A 23,718-nucleotide genomic window follows, 5' to 3' on the forward strand; every position below is an offset into this window, starting at 1 on the left:
GGAGTAGCATGAAGAAGTTATTAGTATTGTTGTTTGTTCTTGTTACAGCATTAGCTGTGTTTGCAGATGAAGTAGATTGGGCTATTGAAGATGTTGCTGGAAAACCAGGGGGAACACTTTTCTTAAGTACAACATCAGGTCCAAAAACTATGAACCCAGCATGGGCACAGGAAACATCTTCAACAGAAATTATTGGATGGGTATTAGACACATTGGTACATTCTTCAAACAAAGGTTTGCCAGAATTACCAGGTTTAGCAAAGGAATTTTCAGCTGAAGTTACAGCAGACGGAAAAACAGTATATACTTACGTATTGAGAAAAGGTTTAAAATGGTCAGATGGCGAACCATTAACAATTGACGATGTTATCTGGTCATTTGAAAAAATTTGGTTCGATCCAAACATGACAGCAAACGGAAATGGTGGATACCTTGATGCTAATGATGAATTACCAACTATTAAAAAAGTTGATGACTACACAGTAAAATTCATTTACAACTCAAAATTCAGAAGAGGTCATCAATCAATAGGATGGGCAGAAATCTTACCAAAACACGTATTAGAACCATATTACAAAGCAGGTAAATTCTCAGAAGCATGGTCATTAAAAGAAATAGATAAAGTTGTAGGTTCTGGTCCATTTGTATTAAAAGAATACAAAGAAGGCGTTAGAGTTGTATTAGAAAAGAACCCATATTACTATAGAAAAGATAAAAATGGTGTACAATTACCATATTTAGATAAAATCATTTATATTGTTGTTAAAGACTTAAACACAGCAAGACTTAAGTTCGAAGCTGGAGAAACAGATATCTATTCACCAACAGCAGAAGAATTCCCAGAAATCAGGGCAATGGCTGACGAAAAAGGTTGGATAGTAAGACAGGGTGGACCAAACTTAGGTTCAAACTTTGTAACATTCAACTTCAATGCAAAAGATCCAGTTAAGAGAAAATGGTTCAGAAATGACCACTTCAGAAAAGCTATTGCATACGCAATTGATAAACAAACATTAATCGATGTTCTTTACAATGGATTAGGTGCTGCATTATACGGTCCTGTATCACCATCATCAGGATACTATAATCCAGAAGTTGAAGAATTAGGATACAGATACTCATTAGCAAGAGCTAAGAGAGAACTTAAAAAAGGCGGATTTGTATTAAAAGGCGGAAAATTATACGATGCAGATGGAAATCCAGTTAAATTTGAATTAACAACAAACGCAGGTAACAACGTTCGTGAAGAAATTGGAAACATCTTAGCAGAAAACTTAAAGAAATTAGGAATTGAAGTTAACTTTGCACCAATGCAATTCAATGCACTTGTTGGTAAATTGGTATCAACAGGAGATTGGGAAGCAATTATTATTGGTTTAACAGGTTCTGTAGATCCAGCATCAGGATGGAACGTATGGAAATTAGATGGTGGATTACATTTCTGGAACTACTCACCAGAAGTAAAACCAGATATGTTTGACGAAGAATTAAAAGCAGATTACTGGGTACCAGATTACGAAAAGAGAATTGACGAAATTATGAGAGCTCAGGTTGGAGCAGTTGATGAAAAAGAACTTAGAGACTTATTCAACGAATTCCAGATGTTAGTAGCAGAACATCAGATTTTAGTATACACAGTTGCACAGAACTACTTAGTAGCATACAAGAACACAGTTCATATCTACAATCCAGAACCAAATCCAGCAGCTGGTGTATTATGGTCAGCATGGAACATCTGGAAAGATCAATAATACATAATTTTATGTTTAATTAATTTATTATTATCTTTTTAATTTCAATTGGGAGTGGGGGAATGTGGAGATTTCTCCACTCCCTTTTAAATTCATTCCATAAGGAGGTCAGTTTTAATGTTAAAGTATATTTTAAGGAGGCTTATATTAGCCATTCCTGTACTTCTTGGAGTTTCCATTTTTTCTTTTATGATTATTTCACTTGCTCCAGGTGACTTTTTGGATTCTTATAGAATGAATCCGGCAGTTAACCCTGAACAGGTAAAGAACCTTGAAAGAAAATTTGGTCTTGATAAATCCCCTGTTGTACAATACCTATTATGGTTGAAGAATATTCTTCAAGGTGAATGGGGAGATTCATTTACCTATCAGGTTCCTGTTTGGGATTTAATCTGGAGAAGAGCAGGAGCAACATTATTACTCAGTATCACTACATTCATTTTTACCTGGGGGATAGGTATCCCGCTGGGTATATATGCGGCGTTACACCAGTATAGTATTGGTGACCAGATTATAGGGGTTATAGGTTTCATAGGATTATCTATACCTAACTTCTTCTTTGCATTATTGTTCCTCTATTTTGCAGCAAAGACAGGTGGAAAGATATTCCCTGTTGGTGGATATATCTCATTAGATTACGATACATTCCCAGCATGGAAGAAATTTTTAGACCATGTATGGCACGTATTAGGACCTATGATTACTCTTGGTACTTCAGGTTTAGCTGGTACAATGAGGGTTATGAGAGGTCAGTTGCTTGATGAATTAAAACAGGATTATGTTGAATTTGCAAGAGCAAAAGGTATGCCAGAAAAGGTTGTTATTTATAAACATGCTTTGAGAAATGCTATAAATCCAATAGTTACATCATTGGGTTTTGCAATTTCCGGTCTTTTAGGTGGAGCTGTTTTAACAGAAAACGTATTTGGATGGCCAGGTATGGGGCAATTAATTATTGAAGCTCTCATGCAACAGGATATGTTTGTTATTATGGCTGATATTATGTTAGCTTCTGTATTGTTGGTTATAGGTAACTTAATTGCTGATATCTTACTCGCTGCTGTTGACCCAAGAGTAAGATTAAGATTAGGATAACGGAGGGAAGATAATGGCTGAAAATAAAGAAATAAAAAACAATCAGGAAAATCAGGACGTTTTTGAGAAACAATTTTTGTCCACCCCTCAGTTAATATGGAGAGCTTTAAAAAGACATAAATTTGGTATGGTTTCAATGTGGATTTTGATTATATTCTATATTTTTGCATTGTTTGCAGATTTCTTATCTCCAATGGATTATAGGGTACAGCATATACAATATAAGTTTGCTCCTCCAATGAAGGTATTCTGGAAGGATGTAACAGGAAAATCTACAGGACCTCATGTATATTTATATAAGAGGGTAAAGGATCCAGTTACATTTCAGAGTACATATAATCCAGCAACATATTTTGATAGATTTGTTGCATATGATGATTTAAATTTTGATACAGAAAAGGAAACAGAATTAAGCCTTCAGGAATATAATCCAGATTTCGAATCAACAGTAACAAATTATCTTTTCGTTTTAAAATATGAAACATATGCTGTTGATAAAAATGGAAAAGAATACAAAATTGATTCTCAAATAAAAGAAGAACCTTTAGTAACCTTTGAAGAATTAGGAATTGCAGGAAAAACTGTTGAAGCAGATGAAAATGGATATATTTCTACAGATCAAATTCCGTTATTAAAAGGAGATAAGGTTCTTTTAAGTGAAGAAAACAGTAATCTCAGTAAGGTATTTTATTTTGAAGAAAACCCAAAAACAAAAAGAAATCTTGATAGATATAATTTAAAGAAAGAAGATATTACAGAATTTAAAAAATATGTTTTACTTGATACAATCTCAGTTGAAACAGAAGAAGATTTTTATGAATATTATCCAGAAAACTTAGAAAAAGTAAAATTAAAAACATTTAACATTAAATTCTTTACACATGGTTGGGAATATAAATGGCTTGGTTTAATTCCAATGGATCTTCATTTATTTGGAGTTGAAAAAAGTAAATTACCATATTTTGCAGAAGATTATGCAACAAAAGATGGAATTATTTATCTCTGGGGTGCAGATAAATTTGGAAGAGATATGATTAGTAGATTGGTATTTGGAAGTAGGGTTTCATTAACAATAGGTCTTTTAGGTATTGCTATTACATTTACTATAGGGTTATTCCTTGGTGGTGTTGCAGGTTACTTTGGTGGATGGATTGATGAAGTGTTAATGAGATTTACAGAAATACTTATGTCAATTCCAAGTTTCTATTTGCTTGTTTCATTGAGTGCAATATTGCCATCAGAACTTTCACCAGCTATAAAGTATATTCTTATTATAGTAATACTTTCATTTATAGGTTGGCCAGGAATGACAAGGGTTATCAGAGGTATGACTCTTGGTTTAAAAGAAACAGAATTTATTCAGGCAGCTGTAGCATTGGGATATCCATCAGGTAGAATTATCTGGAAACATTTATTGCCAAATACTGCTACATATGTTATAGTTTCAGCTACATTATCCATACCAGGTTATATTCTTGGTGAAGCAGGTCTTAGTTTCCTTGGTTTGGGTATCAGGGAACCCTCTGCAAGTTGGGGATTAATGTTAGCTCAGGCACAAAATATTACAGCATTAACTAATTATCCATGGTTGTTATTGCCAGGTTTATTTATCTTTATAACAGTTCTTGCATTTAACCTCTTTGGTGATGCTATAAGAGACGCACTTGATCCAAGAGCATTAGGACATTAATATTTAGTTATATAAATATCAGCCCTCTCATTTTTGAGAGGGCTGATTTGTTTAATATTTTAATATTAAAAATCTATTTCTACAGGTATTAATGTTGCATATTTTTCTTTTGAAGCATCATATGAAGATAATACTTTATGCTGATCATAACCTTCTGGAACGATAATATCAAGAACAAATGGTCCAAAATCACCAGCATCTGATGGATATCCTCCAAGTGTCCATTGTCCTGATTCAGGAGTTACTGCTCTGAAGTGATCTGCACCATATCCATCCTGAGAACCAACCATAAAGTATGCAAATATTTTATTTGAATCCATTTTTAAATATTTTTTCATTACTATAACTGAAATAATTTTTTCTCCAGGATCACATTCTACCTGAACACCTTCTGGAAATTCCTGATCATTTGAATCAGCAAGCAATTGTCCATATGAAGGCCAACCGGCAATTTTTATGAAATAATCCCATGGATGTGCAGTATCAAATTGAACCCTTGCACCTTCTTTATAAGTAGAAACTTTTCCACCATCTTTGGTATCGAGATAAATATTTATAAGCTGATGTGAAAAACCTTTTGGAGCTCCCCATGGATTTGTAATTTCACCAAATTTGAATTTAAATACAATTGAATCATCTGCATCATAAACCTTTACCCATTCAATATCCCATAATCCTTTAAATGGTTCAAAAGCACCGTCTTTTGGATATGTATATCCTCCAGGACCATCTTCGTCTCCTATAGGATCTTTAAATTCTTTTACTAATTTTCCACCAATTTCTTTTGGAATCATTACATGTACAGGACCACTATTTGGTGCGAAATCAACATCTTTTGAATTGCCTTTTTCAGTATATGCCATAACAACTGCAAGATTAAATTCATCACCGCTTTTTACACCAATTAAATCGTAAGGAATTTTAAATTCAACAATGTTTCCTTTTACTGCGATTAGATCCTTTTTCTTTCCACCAATCATCCATCTTTCTGTTCCGCTTGCATTATAATAATATAAATCTGATAATTTAGGATATTTTTGTAAATTGAAAGAGAATCTCTTTGCCAGTGCGAAACCGAGATCGGTTACTTTTTCTCCTACTCCGGAATATGCAGTCCTTGTATTTAATTTTTGTGCTCCTGGTTTATCTGTGTAGATTTCTAATTTATAAGGTTTACCTTTTAAATCTTCAATGGATTTTTTCAATTCTACAGCTACATATAAATTAGCATTATCTCTTCCCACATAAATTCCTGAAATTAAATCTCCTTCTTTATACATTACGCCAGAATCATCATCAAGGTAATATGCGGATTTTTCCATTTCATTATCGGATATTTCGCCATCAAGAGTAATTTCAACTTTTCCAATATTACCTTTACTTGCTGTTGAAGGGCGTTTGTTTGCTATATATAAATATCCAGGGATTTTTTCTTCAGGAACTCCTGCAAGTTTATATATTTGAATTAAAAGTTTCTTAAATTGCATGTCAAATAATACCTCATTTGGTCCAGCATCCTGATCGCTTCCATACCACCAGAACCAGTCACTACCTTCTGCAGCGTATAATGTATTTAATGCCTTTTTGAAATCTTCTTTAGATATATTATCTTTATTATTCATTAAAACTTCTCTTGCTTTTGCCAATCTATCCCATGCTTCATTTTCTTCCTTTTCTCCGTACCATGTATCTAAGCTTCCACCAACCCATGAGCCCTTTGGCAACTGATTTAATTCATTATTTACTCCGTAATTTTCAATATATTCTTCAGGTGTAACGAGTTCTATATATGGATCATTTGATAATGCTTCATAGAACAATTTTCTGAAATCATTACCGTTGTTTGGATAATGTTCCCAGGCGTTTTCACCATCAAGAGCTACAGTTACAACCATATTCCCTTCATCATTCATCTTTTGAATATTATGTAAAGCACTCAGAAAATCTTTTACAGCTCCTTCTTTAGACATATTAGAATATTTAAAACCTATTCTGTCTGAAAGGTCAGTGTCTCTAAAGAATACCACTACACTTTTTCCGTTTACTGTTACTTTATATGGTTTATATAATTGATGTGGATCGCCTGTATTTATTCCAGCTTTTTGAAGTATTTGTTTATCTGTAACTATCCATTTTACATTATTATCTGCAAACATTGGAACAAGTGGAGTGCTTACAGCCTGTTCAGAAGGCCACATACCTTCAGGTCTTTTTCCAAAAATTTCTTCGAAATAACTTAAACCTTTTTCTATTTGAGCTTTTGCGTCTTCTGGCCAACCCATATCTATTAATAATGGCAAAATTGGGTGATAATAAGGTGTTGTGGTTAATTCAATTTTTCCTTCTTCCCATAATTTTTTGTATTTTTCAACTATACTATTCATTAATTCATAATGTTTTGAAATTACGTAATCAAGATCATCTTTGGTATAGTTCCTATCTTTTTCCATAAGTGCTTTTAATCTTTTGTCTGCATTTATATATTCTATGTTTATCCAGTATAAGTTCCACATTACCTTTAAATCAAGCCAATCCTGAGAATTGAATTCTTCATTTTTATCTCTTTTTTCCCTTAATTCAACATATCTTGGATGTGTATCTACAAATTGAGGATTTATATCAAAAAAGTGCCACTTTACAAAATCCTTTTCTTCATCTGTAAGATTATCTTTTAATGATAATTTAAGATATTTATCTTCTCCGCCATTTTTTACATAATCCATTAGTTGCATTAATAATACAGGTGTAATATTGAAGGTTACTCTTCCAGAGGTAAGGTATTTATCTACAAGATCAGCCATATATGGATAATCGTTTACGGCATGAGCTCTAACCCATGGCATTTCAGCATCCTTTTCGCCAGGTATTTTATAGGCAGGTTGATGATGATGCCAGATAATAACTACTTTTAAAGGTTCCTTATCTTCATTTCCTTTTGGAACTGAATTTAAAAATGCTTCTACGCTTTTTTCATTTACTTCATTAATTTCTGGTGTATTGGAATTATCAGAAGCTGTAGCTTGAGGAGGTAAATCTCTCCAGGAAGCAACAGAATCCTTTTGTTCCTGTTCAATATCTTTTACTATAACAACTCTATTTGGAATTTCCTCTCCATTTTCATCCTTTTCAACAGTATCCCAGTTTCCTCTTGTATATTTATATTCAAGTCTTTTTCCAACTTCTGTTTCTAATTCAAAAGTTGCTTTTAATCCATTTCTTTTCATTGCCAGCTTTCCAGGATCCCAATTATTAAAATTACCAACTATATAGATAACATCATTTTCTGGAGTGTTTGGAGGCAGGGTTACCTCAAATTTTACAACGGCTTTTTCACCAGGCTGAGCAGCAGTTTTTATTTCAGCAGGAATATCTGCCCAGCTTTCAACAGTATCTTCAACAATTTTGTTAGAATCAGCAATAACTTTTCTATTTGCTATTTCATTTCCGTCTTTATCCTTTTCAACTGTTCCCCAATTTCCCCGTGTATATTTATACTCAATCTCTGTATCTTTATTAACAGTGATAGTAACAGTTCCTGTATTGCCATCTCTGTTTAATACATAAGCGTCATCGCCGGGATTCCAATCATTAAAGGAACCTACAATATAAACCTTTTCATCAGCAGGTGTGTTTGAAGGTAAAGCTACTTTAAAGGTTAATGTAACTTCTGAGGTGTTGCTTTCTACTTTTGCATTTGATTCAACAGATGTTTCTGGTGGTGTAATTGCTGTGGTAGTAGATTGCTGTTGAGCTCCACAACCAACAAATAATACCAATGATAAAATACTTAATAAGATCATGAGCACATAGCCATGACGAAGATGTGTCTTTTTCATAGACTCTTTAACCCCCTTTTAAAATTTGTGATATACGGTATTTTAATATATATATCTTCACTCAAAGATAATTATACACCAAAATATAATATTTTTTCAAGTTTTTAACTGTTTTCTATATAAAATATTTATAACCTATTATATTTTGATTTATGTTTTTTATATGGTAAAATTCTTTTAGAAAAAGAATTTGAATAGAGGGGGAAAAAGTATGAAAGTAATAAATTCTATTAATGAAATGAAGGATATTAGAAATTCGCTTATTATGGAAGGCAAAACTATAGGTTTTGTTCCAACAATGGGGTATCTTCATAAAGGACATTTATCTCTTGTAAAACAGGCAAGAGAAGATAATGATATTGTTGTTGTGAGTATTTTTGTAAATCCAACACAATTTGGTCCAAACGAAGATTTTGATAGATATCCAAGGGATTTAAATAGAGATATGGAGTTATTAAAAGAATTTAATGTTGATTATATTTTCCATCCTGATGTAATGGAAATGTATCCAGACGGATATTCTACATATGTTGAAGAAACAAAACTTACAAATGTATTATGTGGAAAGTCACGTCCTGGGCATTTTAAAGGAGTAACAACAATAGTTTCAAAACTTTTTAATATCGTTAGACCAACAAGAGCTTATTTTGGTCAAAAAGATGCACAACAATTTAGAGTATTAAGAAAAATGGTTGATGATTTAAATATGGATGTAAAAATGGTTGAAATGCCTATTATTCGTGAAGAAGATGGATTGGCTATGAGTTCAAGAAATATTTATTTAAAAGGCGAAGAAAGAGTTCAGGCATTAGCATTGTATAAATCATTATTAAAAGCAAAAGAATTATTTGAAAATGGTGAAAGAGATGCTACAAAGATTAAAGAAGAAATGAAAAAGGTTTTTGATGAAAATCCGCTTGTAAAAGTTGATTATATTGAAATTGTTGATGAATATAATCTTGAACCAGTTGAGAAAATTGAAAAAAGAGTTCTCGTAGCTGTTGCTGCATTTGTTGGTAAAGCGCGTTTAATTGATAATATAATATTAGGATAGGGGTGGCGAAAGTGTCTCGCATATCAATGAAGGTTTTATTAAATACTTTTTCAATGATAATTATAATAATTGCTGTATTTGCTACAATATTTTATTTAAAATATGATCTTGAATCAAAAGTATATACTCCGCTTTCAGAAAGCATTATGAACGAAATCTCCCAGACAGGAGATTTTATATCCATGTATTTTGAAAATGAAATGCTAAAACTCAAAACTGCGTCTTCACAAATAACTATAAGTTCTACCAATACTATTGAAACATTAAAAGGTTTAAAAGATACTCTTAAAGAGTTTCCGGAATTTGAAGAATTTTTTGTGGCAAATAGCGAAGGAGAAAGTATTTCAAGTTCAAATATCTTTACTAATATTTCAAGATATAGATATTTCAGAGATATATTTAATACAGATAAAAAAAATTCTTTAAGTGATTTATATATTTCAAAAATTTCCGGTAATGTTGCAATTATCCTTGCAACTTCTGTAGAAAAGAATGGTAAAAAATATCTTTTTGGTGGTGCTTTAAATTTAAAGGATTTATTTTCAAAAATTCAAAAATATAAATTCAAGGATTATGGAGAGATATTTTTTATAGATAAATTGGGAAATTATTTTAGTATAAAAAATGAAGGAGATATTGACTCTGGAACATTTGCGAAAAATTTTAGAGATAATATTATAAGGGATTTAAAAAATGAAGAAGGTTATATGGAAGTAAAAAAGAACAAGGAAAATTATTATTTGTTTCTAAGTAAGATTTCGTTTCTTGATTGGAATATAGGATATTATGTAAAAAAAGATATGATTTCCCCAAAATTTACAAAATATTATATATATGGAGGAATATTTACTCTACTGTTGATATTGTTTGAAATTTTAGCTAATCATATAGTATTGAAAAAACGTTTTAATAAATCAATAGATGTATTAAAATCGGAATTAAAGAAATTAAACGAATTAAATTTTAATTCAACTAATATTATAGTTAAAGAACCAATGTTTATAGATTTTACAGATAATTTGCAACTTACCATAGTAAATTTGAAAGAAAATTTTGAATCATTTTCTCGTAAAGTAAATGCATTAGAAAAATTTCTTGCACAAAATAGATTATTAATAAATGAAGAATTAAAGAGAATAGGTGAAGAAGAGGAAACAGTAGAAAAGCTTTCAAAAACCTTTGAAGCAATATCAAAATCCATTTCCGATTCACAAAAGATTTCTGAAAGCTATAAATCCAAATTAAATAATTATGATGATGAATTAGAAGAATTACGCCATATATTACTGAAATCAAAATCGAAGATATCATATTTTTCTGATTTATCCAAAAAACTTATAGATATATCTGAAAAGGTTAGTGATTTGTCGTATAGAACAGAGATTTTGTCTTTGAATGCAGCATTAGAAGCATCAAAAGAAAAATCTTCATTAACCTTTGCTGTTATTGCAGCAGATATGCGAGATATGTCATATACATTGAAAGAGTTTAATAATAAAACCGTTTCTCATGTAAATCATATTAATGAGAATCTCAGCGACTATAAAGAAAACCTTAATGAGTTATTTGATAATATTGATAATAATATTTCTGAATTAAGAAAAATATCCGGTAATTTCGAAGAAATAGAAACTTCAATAAAAGAACATAATCTTTCTGCTGCCCAAATTAAAAACGTTTTAAATCTTTTAAAAGTAGTAATAGGAAAGAATAAGAATATTATGAACGATATTGTATCGAATTTTGAAATGATAGAAAGAAACTTTAAAGAGTTGAAAAAGGCATTTGTAACCAAAAAAGCTACAAAGAATCTTGAGGAGATTTTTCAAAAATTAGAAGAAATAGAAAAAAAGGAAAATATTGGAAGTGAAAGTAATGATGAAAACCAATCCGTTTAAAGATTTAAAAAAGAAAATTCTGTTAAAAGATAAAATGGATAGCTTTATTATATTTAAGATTAAAGATATGCAATATGCATTAAAAACAGATTATGTTAAATATATACTTCCATATTTAGAAGTAAAAAATGTAGAAAATATGCCAGAATATATTAAGGGAACTATTATTTATGAAGATATTCCAATTACGTTAATAGATATGAGCATACTTCTCAATCAGCAATCTCAGGAGTATACAGATAAAACTTTTAATATTGTATTTTCTATAGAAGATAAAATGTATTCTATATTTACTAATAATATAATAGATGTAATAACTATAGATAAAAATATATTAAAGGATGCCGGGGAAGAGTTTAAAGAGTATTTTTTTGTGGATAAAATTTTTTCATATAATATGGAAACATTTATGGTGATAAATCCTGAAAAGCTAATAAGTTAGATATTAATAAAAAACTCGGGCTTAAGATAGCTCGAGTTTTTTATTTTTTCAATTAAGTTAATCTTTTATTCGTGTTATTGATAACGTAAACTTATGGCAAAAATATGATATAATTTGTAAAGAAAGGGGGGCGTATATGAAAAGTGTGATAATATCATTAAACGTTTCATCGCAAAAAGGAGTTCCAAAAGAAGAAGTTAAAGAGTGTGAATTAATAGAGAACTGGGGGATTAAAGGTGATGCACATGCAGGAAAATGGCATAGGCAGGTTTCAATGTTATCAACAGTTAGTATTGAAAAAGTTGATCCTGAAATAAGAAAAAAATTAAAATATGGAGATTTTGCTGCAAATATTGTTGTCAAAGACCTTGAAATATTTAAATTTCCTGTTGGAACACAGGTTAAAATTAATGATGCATTGCTTGAAATAACGCAAATAGGAAAAGAATGCCATGAAGATAATCTTGTTTTGAAATTAACGGGAAAATGTATAACACCTGAAGAAGGAATATTTCTTAAAGTAATAAAAGGGGGAAAAGTAAAAATAGGAGATAAAGTAGAGTTTTTAATAAATAAATAAAAAAGTAAAGGGGGATTATGGATGAAAAAAGTGTTATTTTTATTCGTTATTCTTTTTACCGTATCTATTATGATGGCAGAAGAATTGGTAATTTTTCATGCAGGTTCTTTGACCAATGTATTAAATGCAGTTGCCAGAGAATTTGAAAAGGAAAATCCTGGAGTAAAGGTGAAGCTAATGGGATCAGGTAGTCTTGTTGTTGCAAGAAAAATTACAGAATTAGGTCAAAGAGCAGATCTGGCATTTGTGGCAGATTATACAATAATACCAAAATTCTTTTTTGATAAATATGCTGATTATAACGTTGTTTTCTCTTCAAACAGCATGATTATAGCGTATAACGATAAATCGAAATATAGTAAAGAAATAAATGAAAAAAACTGGTATGAAATACTATTTAAAAATGGAGTTAAATTTGGTCACTCCAATCCTGATCTTGATCCATGTGGTTATAGAACATTAATGACAATGCAATTAGCGGAAAAATATTACAATCTTCCAGGAATATACGATAAATTTCTTAAAACAAAAAATCGTATGGTGTTAAAAAAATCTATAGATTTAATAGCATATCTTGAAGCAAATGAAATGGATTATGCATTTTTATATAAATCAGAAGCATTTCAGCATAATTTAAAGTATATAGAATTGCCTGAAGAAATAGATCTTTCATCTTTGAAGTATGAAGAAAATTATAAAACAGCATTTGTAGAAGTGCCAGGAAAATCAGGAAAGAAGATAAAAATATATGGAAAACCTATTAATTATGGTTTTACATTATTAAAGAATGCACCACATAGAAATCTTGCAATTGAATTTGTTAAATTTATGTATTCTGAAAAGGGAAAGGAAATATTTAAAAATATGGGAATGGAATTATTTGCAAATGTAGACAGACCTAAAAATCTTCCAGAAGAATTTAAGGAATTGTGGGGTTATTGAGATTGAAGATACAAATAGAAAATCTGGAAATAGCTATTGATGCATTTAAATTAACAGTAAAAGAGATGAATATAAAGTCAGGAGAATATGTATATATACTTGGTCCTACAGGATCAGGAAAAACTGTATTTCTTGAAATACTTGCAGGTTTTTTAAGTCCAGATGAAGGAAGGATATATTTTGAGGGAAAAAATGTAATAAATATTCCACCTGAAAAACGCAACATAGGGTTTATGTATCAAAACTATCATCTTTTTCCTCATTTAAATGTAAGAAAAAATATAGAATTTGGAACAAGAATGAGAAATAATTACGATAAAGATTTTATAAATTATCTCTGTGAAAAGCTGGGGATAATAAAATTACTCAATAGAAAAGTTCAAAAGCTTTCTGGAGGCGAAAAGCAGAGAGTAGCTTTAGCAAGAGCACTTGCTATAAAACCTTCGTTATTATTGTTGGATGAACCTCTTTCAGCTGTAGATGCACACACAAAAAATGAAATTCTTAAATTATTGCATGAATTAAATCAGGAATATAATTTAACCACCATACATGTAACTCATGATGAAAAAGAAATTATAAATAATAGTCCTGTATATATTATAAAAGATGGAGAATTAAAGAAGAGGTGTTTAAATGTTCAAGCACATAATAATATTTATTAGCATAATATTTGTTCTGGCAGTAACCCTTCCATTTATAGTTGTTTTTTTAAATGTTGATTTTAATTTATTAATTGAAATATCAAAAAGCCCGGAATTCTTAGATGCTGTTGAAACAACATTTCTTGCTGGATTTACTGCAACGTTTATAGCAATAATATTTGGAATTCCTTTTGCATATGCAATAACCAGATATAATTTTCCATTTAAATCAATTCTTGAAGCTATTGTAGATATACCACAAACAATTCCGCATACTGCAGCAGGTATTGCATTATTAATGACGCTTGGAAGAGCTTCAACTATTGGTAAAATTGCAGATAATTTTGGAATATCCTTTGTTCAAACATTCTGGGGTGTAGTTGCCGCTATGGGATTTTTGAGTTTTAGTATATTTGTTAATTCTGTAAAAGAAGGTTTTAGAAAACTGGATATTAGATATGAAAAAGTGGCACGTTCCCTTGGAGCAACGCCATCAAAGGTATTTTTTCTTATTTCAATTCCAATGGTAAAACATGAAATTATAACTGGAGCATTATTAATGTGGGCAAGAGGTATATCTGAATTTGGTGCTGTAGCAATTCTGGCATATTATCCAATGACATTATCTGTTTTAACCTATGATAGATTTCAGGGATATGGATTAAAACAATCTCTTGCGCTTACAGCTTTAATTTTTATAATGTCAATGATTATATTTGTAGTAATAAGGGTTATACAAAATCTCTGGAAATATTCTGAAACGAGGTAATATTAATGTATGTAGATAAATTTAACAGAAAAATAAAATATGTAAGACTTTCAATAACCGATAGATGTAATTTTAGATGTATATATTGTATGGGAGAAAATACAGAATTTCTTCCAGAAAATGCGTTATTGTCTTTAGAGGAAATAGAGAAGTTGGTAAAAACATTAAAAGATATGAAAATTGAAAAGATAAGAATTACCGGTGGTGAACCTACCATCAGGACGGATATTATAGAAATTGCAAAGGTTATAAATAAATATTATTCTGGTTTTAGTATTACAACCAATGGAGCTATGCTTTCAAATATAGTTGAAGATTTGAAAAAATATGGATTGGATTCTGTAAATCTCAGTTTGGATTCATTAAATGAAAAAAACTTTTTAAAGATTACACGAAGAAATATGTTGAAAAATACATTAGAAGGATTATACAAAACTTTAGAAATAGGCGTTCCTGTAAAGTTAAATACAGTAGTGCAAAAGGAAAATTTTGATGAAATACATGATTTAATAGAGTTCTCAGCAAAATTGAAAATACCTATAAGATTTATAGAACTTATGCCTATAGGAACCGAATATAATGAAGATGAGTTTGTAAAAGAAGATGAAGTAAAAGCAAAAATACAGGAAAAGTATACTCTGGAAAAAATTCAAAAAAAATTTGGATATGGTCCATCAAATTACTATAGAATAAAAGAATTAAACTCATATGTTGGATTTATTTCAGCAATAACACATAACTTCTGCTCTACATGTAATAAAATTAGAATTTCTTCAGATGGAAATATATATCCATGTTTAGCCTTTGATTATCATGTTCCAATAAAGGATGTAATTAACGATGAAGAAAAATTAAAGGAAAGAATTGAATTTGCAATTTCTAAAAAACCAAAACAACATTTTTTAACAGAACTAAGAAAAAAGACACCTATGCATAAGATGGGGGGATAATAAATTGAATTTATCGCATATTGATGAAAATGGAAATGTACAAATGGTTGATGTAAGCCAGAAAAAAAGCACTTTAAGAATAGCAAAAGCGCATGCGAAAATAACCATGAAAAAAGAGACGCTGGAAGCAATTATAAGCGGAAAGATAACTAAAGGTAATGTTTTAACAACAGCAAAAGTAGCAGGGATTATGGGGGCTAAAAAAACTTCAGAATTAATTCCAATGTGCCATAATATATTTATTTCAAAGATAGACGTTGAATTTAAAATAGATAAAAAAAACAATTCAATAGAAATATTCTCTTTGGCAAAGACAGAATCACAAACGGGAATTGAAATGGAGGCATTAACAGCGGCTTCCATAAGTGCTTTGACAATATATGATATGTGTAAGGCAATGGATAAAGGAATGGAAATATCAGAAGTATATTTAATGGAAAAATCTGGTGGAAAAAGCGGTCATTATATAAGGGAGGAAAAGAGATGAAGTATTTTATCCTGACATTAAGCGATAAAGGTTCTAAGGGAGAAAGAGAGGATTTAAGCGGAAAAGAAATAGAGAAATTAATGGATAGCATAAATGCAGAAAAGGCAGGATATAAAATATTGCCAGATGAAAAGGAATTAATTGCAGAAGAATTAAGAAACCTGGTAAAAGAAGATATTGACCTCATTTTAACAACTGGAGGTACTGGATTAACAACAAGGGATGTAACCCCGGAAGCAACACTTGAAGTAATAGAAAGAAGGATATATGGAATGGAAATGGCAATGATAATAGAAGCATTAAAACACACGCCTCATGGAATGCTTTCAAGGGCTGTAGTTGGAATAGCAAATAAAACATTAATTATAAATTTGCCGGGAAGTCCAAGGGCCGTAAGGGAAAACCTTGCAGTATTATTGCCAGCAATTCCACATGCTGTGGAAAAAATAAATGACTCACCGGTAGAATGTGGCAACGAGGAGTGAAAGGATGAAAAAAAGATTTCAGAAATTTGTTCCAAGAACAGAAATATATGAAAATTTTATTGATAAACTTAATATAACAACATCTGTAATTGAAAAACATGTATCAGAAAGTTTCGGATTTGCAGTTGCAGAGGATATATATGCACCGGAAAACATTCCAGGATTTGATAAGGCTACTATAGATGGTTATGCTGTAAAAGCTGCAGATACATTTGGAGCCTCCGATGGAAATCCAGCATTATTAAAAATAGTTGGAGAAGTATTTATGGGAAAAGAATATGACGGGAAACCTATTAATCCTGGAGAATGTGTAAAAATTCCAACAGGAGGAATGCTCCCAGAAGGTGCTGATGCATGTGTAATGATAGAAAATACCAGTCAAATAGGTAAACGTGTTGAAATATATAAATCTGTAGCACCAGGTGAAAATATAATAAAAAAAGATGAAGATGTAAAAAAAGACTCTATAGTCTTAAAAAAAGGTGAAAGAATAAACATTGGACATATTCATAATTTAATGAGTTTGGGAATCACAAAAGTAAAGGTTTATCAAAAACCTATAATATGTATTATTCCAACAGGAGATGAAGTGGTAGAACCTGAAAAGGATAGGAAGTTAACACAAATAAGAGATGGTAATTCTTATGCATTAATGGCATGGCTAAAAAGTTATGGATATAATGTAAAAAGGCATCCGTTGGTGAAAGATAATCCTGATGAGTTTAAAAAAGGTGTAGAATGGGGATTGGAAAACGGTGATATAGTGATAATATCAGGTGGAAGTTCTTTAGGAGCAAGGGATTATGCTTTATCAACAATAGAACATTTTGGTGAAGTGTTATATAATGGCGTTCAGGTGAAGCCAGGTAAACCGGTAATATTTGGCAAAACAGAAAATAAGGTAATTCTCGGATTACCGGGAAATCCAACATCCTTTGTTGTGAGTTCATATTTATTTTTATTTCCAATAATAAGAAAGGTTGCCGGGAATATAGATTATCTTCCAAAACCAGATTCTATTGTAAGAATTAGCACTAATGTTCCTGCAGCACAGGGAAGAGAAAGGTTTGTATTTGTGCAATTGGAATATACGGAAAAAGGTTTTATTGCACATCCTATTCTTGGAGAATCAGGATTGGCATCGCCGTTTAGAATGGCGGATGGTGTTGTGAGAATTCCTCTTGGGAAAGAAGGATTATATAAAGATGAAGAGTGTGAATTTTATAGATTTTAATGGAGTGAGAAAAACAAAAATAACTAATGAAGAAAATAGTACGAATAATGTTCGCCAAACCGTAGAAAAATCTTATCCTCAAAAATTCTCGTTCCCGCCGGCCGTTGCAGACTCACGTCCGTGTTCGTCCTTTTTGTTGTAGATTGAAAAAAATAAAAGTTCATTCATACGACTTGAGCACTAATCCTCAAAAACTGCTCATATACGTGGGGGCGCTCAGATTCCCCATCCCTGGGGAAGCTTCGCTCAAAAAAAACATCCTGTTTTTTTGTCCCTCTTCATTCGCAGTTTTTTTCGGGTGCTCTGCGAGTATTCATTCACTTTTATTTTTTTCAATCATCATTGTTTTTCCTTGGGAATTTTCAAGTTTTCGCTCACATTATTTATACTATTTTCTTTATCAGATATTTTTCTCACAACATAGAGAGTTAAGATTGGAGATGACATGATGAAAAAGAAAGAGTATATTTTTGAAATGAAAAGCGCTCAGTTGATTTTAAAACCGGAACCGGATATAAAGAAGGTTTATCTGGAATTATCCTCAAGGTGTAATCTCGATTGTCCAATGTGTTTTAAAAATACCTTTACAGATCCAGAAGGATTTATGACTAAAAAAACGTTTAATAAAGTAATGGAAGACCTGAAAGAGTTTCCAGAAGTTGAGCACATAGTTTTTGGTGGTATTGGAGAATGTTCCATGAATCCGCATTTCTTTGAAATGGTTAAAAGGGTAAAAGAAGAAGGGTATATGCTTACAGTAACCACAAATGGATATTTTTTAAATGATCTTCAGATTTTAAAACTTATAGATCTTAAAATTGATGAAATGGTAATTTCTGTTGAAACAGGAGACGTAGGACATCCGAGTTTTAAGTATGTAAGAAAGCTTCTTGAAAAAATAGATAATTACAAAAAACAAAAAAATACTGGGAAACCGGCATTATCCATTGAAACAGTTTTAACTGAAAAAAATCATAATGATTTTCCAGGAATTATTCAGACTTTATTGCCATATGGAATACGTAAAGTTGTAATATCGAATATTATACCTGTATATGAGCATTTTCTTGGACTTGAGTTATATAGAGAAGATAGCAAAGAAAAGGATTTAATGTTGAGAAAACAGATTTCAGATGCAGTTACAGCAAAGGTTAGTGCTATAATACCAAATTTTAGGTTAAAAACAGAACGTCATTGTAATTTTATAGAAAATAATGCCACTGTAATTAGATGGGATGGAGAGGTAGTTCCATGCTATAGGTTTTTACACGATGGAATAGAATATGTTTATGGTCAGAAGAAAGAAATAAGAGCATATTCCTTTGGTAATGTAGAGAAAAAATCATTATATGAAATATGGACATCTAAGGATTATTCATGGTTTAGATATAAGGTAAAAAATGCATTATTCCCTTCTTGTACAGATTGCGATTTAAAGGATGGTTGCCATTTTATAGAAAATACCGATCTAGATTGTTGGGGAAATACTCCTTCATGCGCAGATTGTATATGGTGGAGAAATATAATTATGTGTCCATAATAAAATGAAGCCAATATATGGCTTCATTTTATTATATCAGTTATTTTTATTTTTTCAAGTTCCACATTTCCTATAGATTTAATTATTGGAAAATCAATAATGCTATTATTATTAATCTTTTTATCCTGAATAATATAATTTTTAAGTTTTTCAGTTGGTATATCTTTTTTGAATATTTCTTCAGGTAATATTTTTTTAAGGAAATTCAGAATAATCTTTTTATCTTTTTCTTTGATTTTATCCTCAAAAAGTTCTATTTCTTTTTTTATTCCCCATCCCACGGATAATCCGTGAGTAATTCCTGTAATACTCTCGAATCCATGCCCGAAAGTATGACCGAGATTTAATAATCGTCTTATATTATTATCATAAGGGTCTTTTGAAACTATTTTTAGTTTAGTAATTGCAGCGTATTTAATAATCTTTTCCAGAATATTGAGATTTCTATTTTTTATTTTTTCTATATTTTCAGTGAACAATGAAGTATTTCCGTCTATTATCGCTATTTTAAATCCTTCAATAATTCCACTGAGATAATTTTTTTCATCCTGTGAAATAATGGTAATAGGATCTATAATAACCTTTTCAGGAATGGAAAATGTTCCAATTACATTCTTAATTTTTGAAAAGTTTATTCCCGTTTTTCCGCCTATTGATGCATCTATTTGGGATAATAATGTGGTTGGATAAAAATAAAAATCAAGCCCTCTTTTAAATGTAGAACCAATAAATCCCGTTAAATCTGTAACGCTTCCGCCACCAACACCATAAATTTCATCTTTTCGTGAAATTTCATTTTCAATGAGATATTGATATATATATTCCAGATTTTTATAATCCTTTTTTTCTTCTCCTTCTTTAAGCAAAAATGGTTTATTGAAAAATTCCCTGTATATTCTATAAACGTTTTTACTTGCAAATACGTATTTTTTATTCTTTAAATCCATTAATCCTTTGTATTTTATAATAACTTCCTGAAAATCATTTTCCAGTATTTCTTCTTTTTCATCTATTATCTCATATAAAATCTTTGCCAGGCTTTCCTGAATATTTAAATTGCTTAAATCTATCTTTTTAAATTCATTGTATAAAGCTTTTCTCATATCCCATATTTTATACAATCTATCTTTTCCATCTTTTAACAATGGACGATTGTCAGGATTAATTCTTTTGATTAAATCCTCAACAGGAACATATAAAAAAATAGTTTTATGATTTTTTAAGAATAATCTATTTTCTTTTTTTAAAACAATACCACCACCCGTTGCTACAATTGCATTTTTCCCTTCTGTATTTTTTAAAACCTTTGATTCTAAATTTCGAAAATATTCTTCTCCTTTTTTTGAAAAAAGGTTATTAATGGTGGTGTTTTCAATCTTTTCAATTTCTTTGTCAAGGTCTATAAAGGACATATTGAGAATCTTGCTTAATTTATTACCAAGTGTGGTCTTGCCAGAACCCATCATTCCAATTAGATAAATTGGCACTATTATACCTCCTTGCTATTTCCTCAACATTATCATTTCCAAATTGATTAATAATACTTTTTGCAATAACTAATGCTACAGCATTTTCAAGAATAACCACACTCGCTGGAATAACAGTTACATCTGATCGAATATATGGAGATTTTGTATTTTCTCCTGTTGCAAGATTTATGGAATTTAACGGTTTTGCAAGTGTAGGGATTGGTTTGAGAAAAACAGTAATCTCAATATTCTCACCATTGGTAAAACCTGCTTCAATTCCACCGGCATTGTTTGATTTTCTCTTGATTTTATTTTTTTCTTTTTCATAATAAAATTCATCATGATATTCTCTTCCTGAAAGTGAAAAGTCATTATTGCCTATTATCAATCCTTTAACAGAAGGGATTGTCATTATAATTTGTCCAAGTTGTGAATCCAATCTTTCAAATATGCTTGAGTATCCACCAATTCCAGGGTTTATATTTTTTACAATGATTTTTACGCTTCCTCCGAGCGTATCGCCATTTGTTTTAGCATTATCAATATACTCTTTTGCTTCCTCTGTTAAAATACCGTTTTTTAATTTTATCTTCCCTATACTTTCAACATATCCTTTTATTTCAATATTTAAAAGATTGAGAAATTGCTTTGCAATATTTCCAAGAGCTGTAAGAACAACGGTCCAACGAGCGCTATTCCTTTCAGGATATATATTTAAATCAGGTAATTTATATTTCATATATGCGCTATAATCACCATGACCAGGGCGAGGAATGCTTCTAACTTCTTTTTCTGTATTTTTACCTTTGTTCTCAATTAATACTGAAATTGGAGCACCTGTGGTGATGCTTTTCCATATTCCTGAGACAATTTCAACTTTATCATTTTCTATTTTCATACGTTTTCCACGGCCATATCCTTCCTGGCGTCTTTTTAAATCTTCATTTATCTTTTCAATATTTATCTTTAATCCTGCTGGAAATCCAGTTAAAGTGCCAATCATCACCGGCCCATGAGAATCACCTGAAATTACAAAATCCATACTATCAACTCCATAAACAATTGTTTTCAGTGTAAATTATACCATCTTCATTGGAAGTTTCTTTATGTTGGAAAAATAAAAGTTAAGTTTAAGAATAAAAAACACGAGTAAAAAAGTGAATGAAGTCTTGAAATTTCCCTAACGGAAATATTGCGTGAGCCGGAACAGCAAAAGTATTGTGAAAAATAAAAACGAATGAAGACTCGAAGAACGCCCGAAAAAACTGCGAATGGAGAGGGTCAAAAAAACAGGATGTTTTTTTGAGCGCAGCTTCTGCAGGGATGCAGAATCTAAGCGACCCCGCGAATATGAGCAGTTTTTGAGGATCAGCGTTCGAGTTGTCTGAAAGAGTTTTTATTTTTCACAATTATAAGAAATTTCACCGCCTGAAGAAACCTTTTTAGGAGTGTTTTTTATAGAGCAAGGATCAGAAATTCTTGCCGTCTGAGAGAATATTATTTTTCTACTTTCAAAGAGATTTTTCGAAGATTAGCACTCAAGTTGCCTGAAAAAGCTTTTATTTTTCACAATATATCATTTAAAATCTGACAAATTTGGATATATTTCCAGTTTTATGATATAATTAAACTTGAAAAATTATATTAAATACAAATTTGAGGTGAGAGTATGATTGATAATGAGCTAAAGAAAAAATTAATGGCATTTCAGAAAAATGAAATTACAGAACACCATGTTTATAAACACCTTTCCAAAAGAATTAAAGGAAAAAACGCTAAAATCTTAGAAAACATAGCAAAAGATGAGTATAAGCATTATAACATCTTAAAAAAATATACAGAAACTGAAGTATCTCCTAATTCATTTTTAGTATTCTGGTATGTTTTATTATCCTACATCTTTGGACTAACCTTTGCCTTAAATGCAATGGAAAAAGGAGAAGAAAATGCTCAAAAAGTCTATGAAGAAGCAAAAGATGTTATTCCTGAATTCAAAGAAATTATCCTTGATGAAAATGTTCATGAAAAGAAATTATTAGGTCTTATTGATGAAGAAAAAATACAGTATGTAAGTTCAATGGTTTTGGGGTTAAATGATGCACTTGTTGAATTAACAGGTACATTAGCAGGTTTAACCTTTGCATTTCAAAATTCAAGACTTGTTGCATTATCAGGATTAATTACTGGAATTGCAGCCTCATTTTCAATGGCGGCATCAGAGTATTTATCTCAACGAGCGGATAAAAATTCCAAGAATCCTTTAAAGGCTTCTATTTATACGGGAATTGCATATATATTTACTGTAATTTTGCTTGTTGCTCCTTATTTTATCTTCTCAAATCCAATGATTTCATTAATATTTACAATGATTAATGCAGTTATAGTAATTGTATTCTTTTCATTCTTTGTTTCTGTGGTTCAGGAAAAAACATTTAAACATTATTTCTTTGAAATGCTCTTTATTAGCTTTGGAGTAATGGCATTATCCTTTGTAATAGGTCTTATAGCAAGGGCTTTCTTTAATATAGAAGTTTAGTAGAAAAATCAATTATAAAAACCTCTCAATAATATCATCAAGTAAAACTCTTTCATCATCTTCAAAAGAGTAATAACCAAGAGCAACACGCTTATAACCTAAACCATATTTAAGAGCAAAATCACGAACCTTACCTTTTGGATAAGGAGTAATGGGCCATTTAATATCGTATCGAACGCAATTTCTTAAAAACACATCAAAGATTTTCATTTCCTCATCACTGAGCTTAAAATAATTAAAAACAAACTCCTTAAAGTTCTTTGGTTTCTTAAAAAGCTCAGTGATGAGTTTTTTTCTTGCTAAATAAAATGGTGAA

19 protein-coding genes and 1 pseudogene are annotated in these 23,718 nt (G+C 30.7%); 16 read left to right on the top strand and 4 right to left on the bottom strand.

Annotated elements, in window-relative coordinates:
- Positions 1–8: 8 nt before the first annotated feature.
- The 3 genes from XO11_RS07225 to XO11_RS07235 all read left to right on the top strand — a co-directional run bounded on the left by XO11_RS07225 (position 9) and on the right by XO11_RS07235 (position 4,536).
- Entirely contained in the window at positions 9–1,751 is a 1,743-nt protein-coding gene (locus XO11_RS07225; protein WP_014296953.1) for an ABC transporter substrate-binding protein, read from the top strand.
- A gap of 117 nt (positions 1,752–1,868) precedes the next feature.
- The gene (locus XO11_RS07230; protein ID WP_014296954.1) at positions 1,869–2,846 is read left to right on the top strand and encodes an ABC transporter permease; all 978 of its coding nucleotides are present in this window, start codon (positions 1,869–1,871) and stop codon (positions 2,844–2,846) included.
- Between the two features lie 13 nt (positions 2,847–2,859).
- On the top strand, positions 2,860–4,536 hold the full coding sequence (locus XO11_RS07235; protein ID WP_014296955.1) for an ABC transporter permease: 1,677 nt from the start codon (positions 2,860–2,862) through the stop codon (positions 4,534–4,536).
- Between the two features lie 65 nt (positions 4,537–4,601).
- On the opposite strand, the gene XO11_RS07240 is transcribed toward XO11_RS07235, so the two are convergent.
- Complete coding sequence (locus tag XO11_RS07240) at positions 4,602–8,372, bottom strand: glucodextranase DOMON-like domain-containing protein (RefSeq protein WP_175418422.1); 3,771 nt, start codon at positions 8,370–8,372, stop codon at positions 4,602–4,604.
- 211 nt (positions 8,373–8,583) lie between these two features.
- Between XO11_RS07240 and panC the strand changes: the two genes are divergently transcribed.
- The 12 genes from panC (at position 8,584) to XO11_RS07300 (ending at position 19,397) form a co-directional block, all read left to right on the top strand.
- Positions 8,584–9,426: a pantoate--beta-alanine ligase gene (panC, locus tag XO11_RS07245; RefSeq protein ID WP_014296957.1), complete on the top strand. Its 843-nt coding sequence runs from the start codon at positions 8,584–8,586 to the stop codon at positions 9,424–9,426.
- 26 nt (positions 9,427–9,452) lie between these two features.
- Positions 9,453–11,324 carry a methyl-accepting chemotaxis protein gene (locus XO11_RS07250; protein ID WP_217671887.1) on the top strand — a complete coding sequence of 624 codons (1,872 nt, stop codon included), beginning with the start codon at positions 9,453–9,455 and terminating at the stop codon, positions 11,322–11,324.
- Entirely contained in the window at positions 11,302–11,766 is a 465-nt protein-coding gene (locus XO11_RS07255) for a chemotaxis protein CheW (RefSeq protein WP_014296959.1), read from the top strand. Before XO11_RS07250 ends, XO11_RS07255 begins: the two co-directional genes overlap by 23 nt.
- A gap of 136 nt (positions 11,767–11,902) precedes the next feature.
- On the top strand, positions 11,903–12,346 hold the full coding sequence (locus XO11_RS07260) for an MOSC domain-containing protein (protein WP_014296960.1): 444 nt from the start codon (positions 11,903–11,905) through the stop codon (positions 12,344–12,346).
- Between the two features lie 21 nt (positions 12,347–12,367).
- Positions 12,368–13,288 (top strand): extracellular solute-binding protein, encoded by a 921-nt coding sequence (locus XO11_RS07265; protein WP_014296961.1) that lies wholly within the window; start codon positions 12,368–12,370, stop codon positions 13,286–13,288.
- A gap of 2 nt (positions 13,289–13,290) precedes the next feature.
- Positions 13,291–13,953, top strand: coding sequence for an ATP-binding cassette domain-containing protein (locus XO11_RS07270; protein ID WP_050899164.1), 663 nt, complete (start codon positions 13,291–13,293; stop codon positions 13,951–13,953).
- Positions 13,925–14,701, top strand: a complete 777-nt coding sequence (locus tag XO11_RS07275; protein ID WP_014296963.1) for an ABC transporter permease — start codon at positions 13,925–13,927, stop codon at positions 14,699–14,701. Before XO11_RS07270 ends, XO11_RS07275 begins: the two co-directional genes overlap by 29 nt.
- A gap of 5 nt (positions 14,702–14,706) precedes the next feature.
- Positions 14,707–15,651, top strand: coding sequence for a GTP 3',8-cyclase MoaA (gene moaA, locus XO11_RS07280; protein ID WP_014296964.1), 945 nt, complete (start codon positions 14,707–14,709; stop codon positions 15,649–15,651).
- 4 nt (positions 15,652–15,655) lie between these two features.
- Positions 15,656–16,138 carry a cyclic pyranopterin monophosphate synthase MoaC gene (gene moaC / locus XO11_RS07285; protein WP_014296965.1) on the top strand — a complete coding sequence of 161 codons (483 nt, stop codon included), beginning with the start codon at positions 15,656–15,658 and terminating at the stop codon, positions 16,136–16,138.
- Positions 16,135–16,623, top strand: a complete 489-nt coding sequence (locus XO11_RS07290) for a molybdenum cofactor biosynthesis protein B (RefSeq protein ID WP_014296966.1) — start codon at positions 16,135–16,137, stop codon at positions 16,621–16,623. Before moaC ends, XO11_RS07290 begins: the two co-directional genes overlap by 4 nt.
- 4 nt (positions 16,624–16,627) lie before the next feature.
- A complete protein-coding gene (glp, locus tag XO11_RS07295) occupies positions 16,628–17,857 on the top strand; it encodes a gephyrin-like molybdotransferase Glp (protein WP_175418424.1) in 1,230 nt (409 codons plus the stop codon).
- A gap of 448 nt (positions 17,858–18,305) precedes the next feature.
- Positions 18,306–19,397 (top strand): tungsten cofactor oxidoreductase radical SAM maturase, encoded by a 1,092-nt coding sequence (locus tag XO11_RS07300; RefSeq protein WP_014296968.1) that lies wholly within the window; start codon positions 18,306–18,308, stop codon positions 19,395–19,397.
- A 23-nt stretch (positions 19,398–19,420) separates the two neighbouring features.
- On the opposite strand, the gene XO11_RS07305 is transcribed toward XO11_RS07300, so the two are convergent.
- Complete coding sequence (locus XO11_RS07305; RefSeq protein WP_175418425.1) at positions 19,421–20,884, bottom strand: shikimate kinase; 1,464 nt, start codon at positions 20,882–20,884, stop codon at positions 19,421–19,423.
- Positions 20,832–21,908 (bottom strand): chorismate synthase, encoded by a 1,077-nt coding sequence (gene aroC / locus XO11_RS07310; RefSeq protein ID WP_175418426.1) that lies wholly within the window; start codon positions 21,906–21,908, stop codon positions 20,832–20,834. The genes XO11_RS07305 and aroC overlap by 53 nt, the downstream gene beginning before the upstream one ends.
- 627 nt (positions 21,909–22,535) lie before the next feature.
- Between aroC and XO11_RS07315 the strand changes: the two genes are divergently transcribed.
- Positions 22,536–23,402 (top strand): VIT1/CCC1 transporter family protein, encoded by an 867-nt coding sequence (locus tag XO11_RS07315; protein ID WP_175418427.1) that lies wholly within the window; start codon positions 22,536–22,538, stop codon positions 23,400–23,402.
- 12 nt (positions 23,403–23,414) lie between these two features.
- Here the strand turns inward: XO11_RS07315 and XO11_RS07320 are convergent.
- Positions 23,415–23,718, bottom strand: a pseudogene (locus tag XO11_RS07320) (hypothetical protein); the annotation flags it as partial.

It is taken from the genome of Marinitoga sp. 1138, assembly GCF_013363265.1.
GTDB lineage: Bacteria > Thermotogota > Thermotogae > Petrotogales > Petrotogaceae > Marinitoga > Marinitoga piezophila.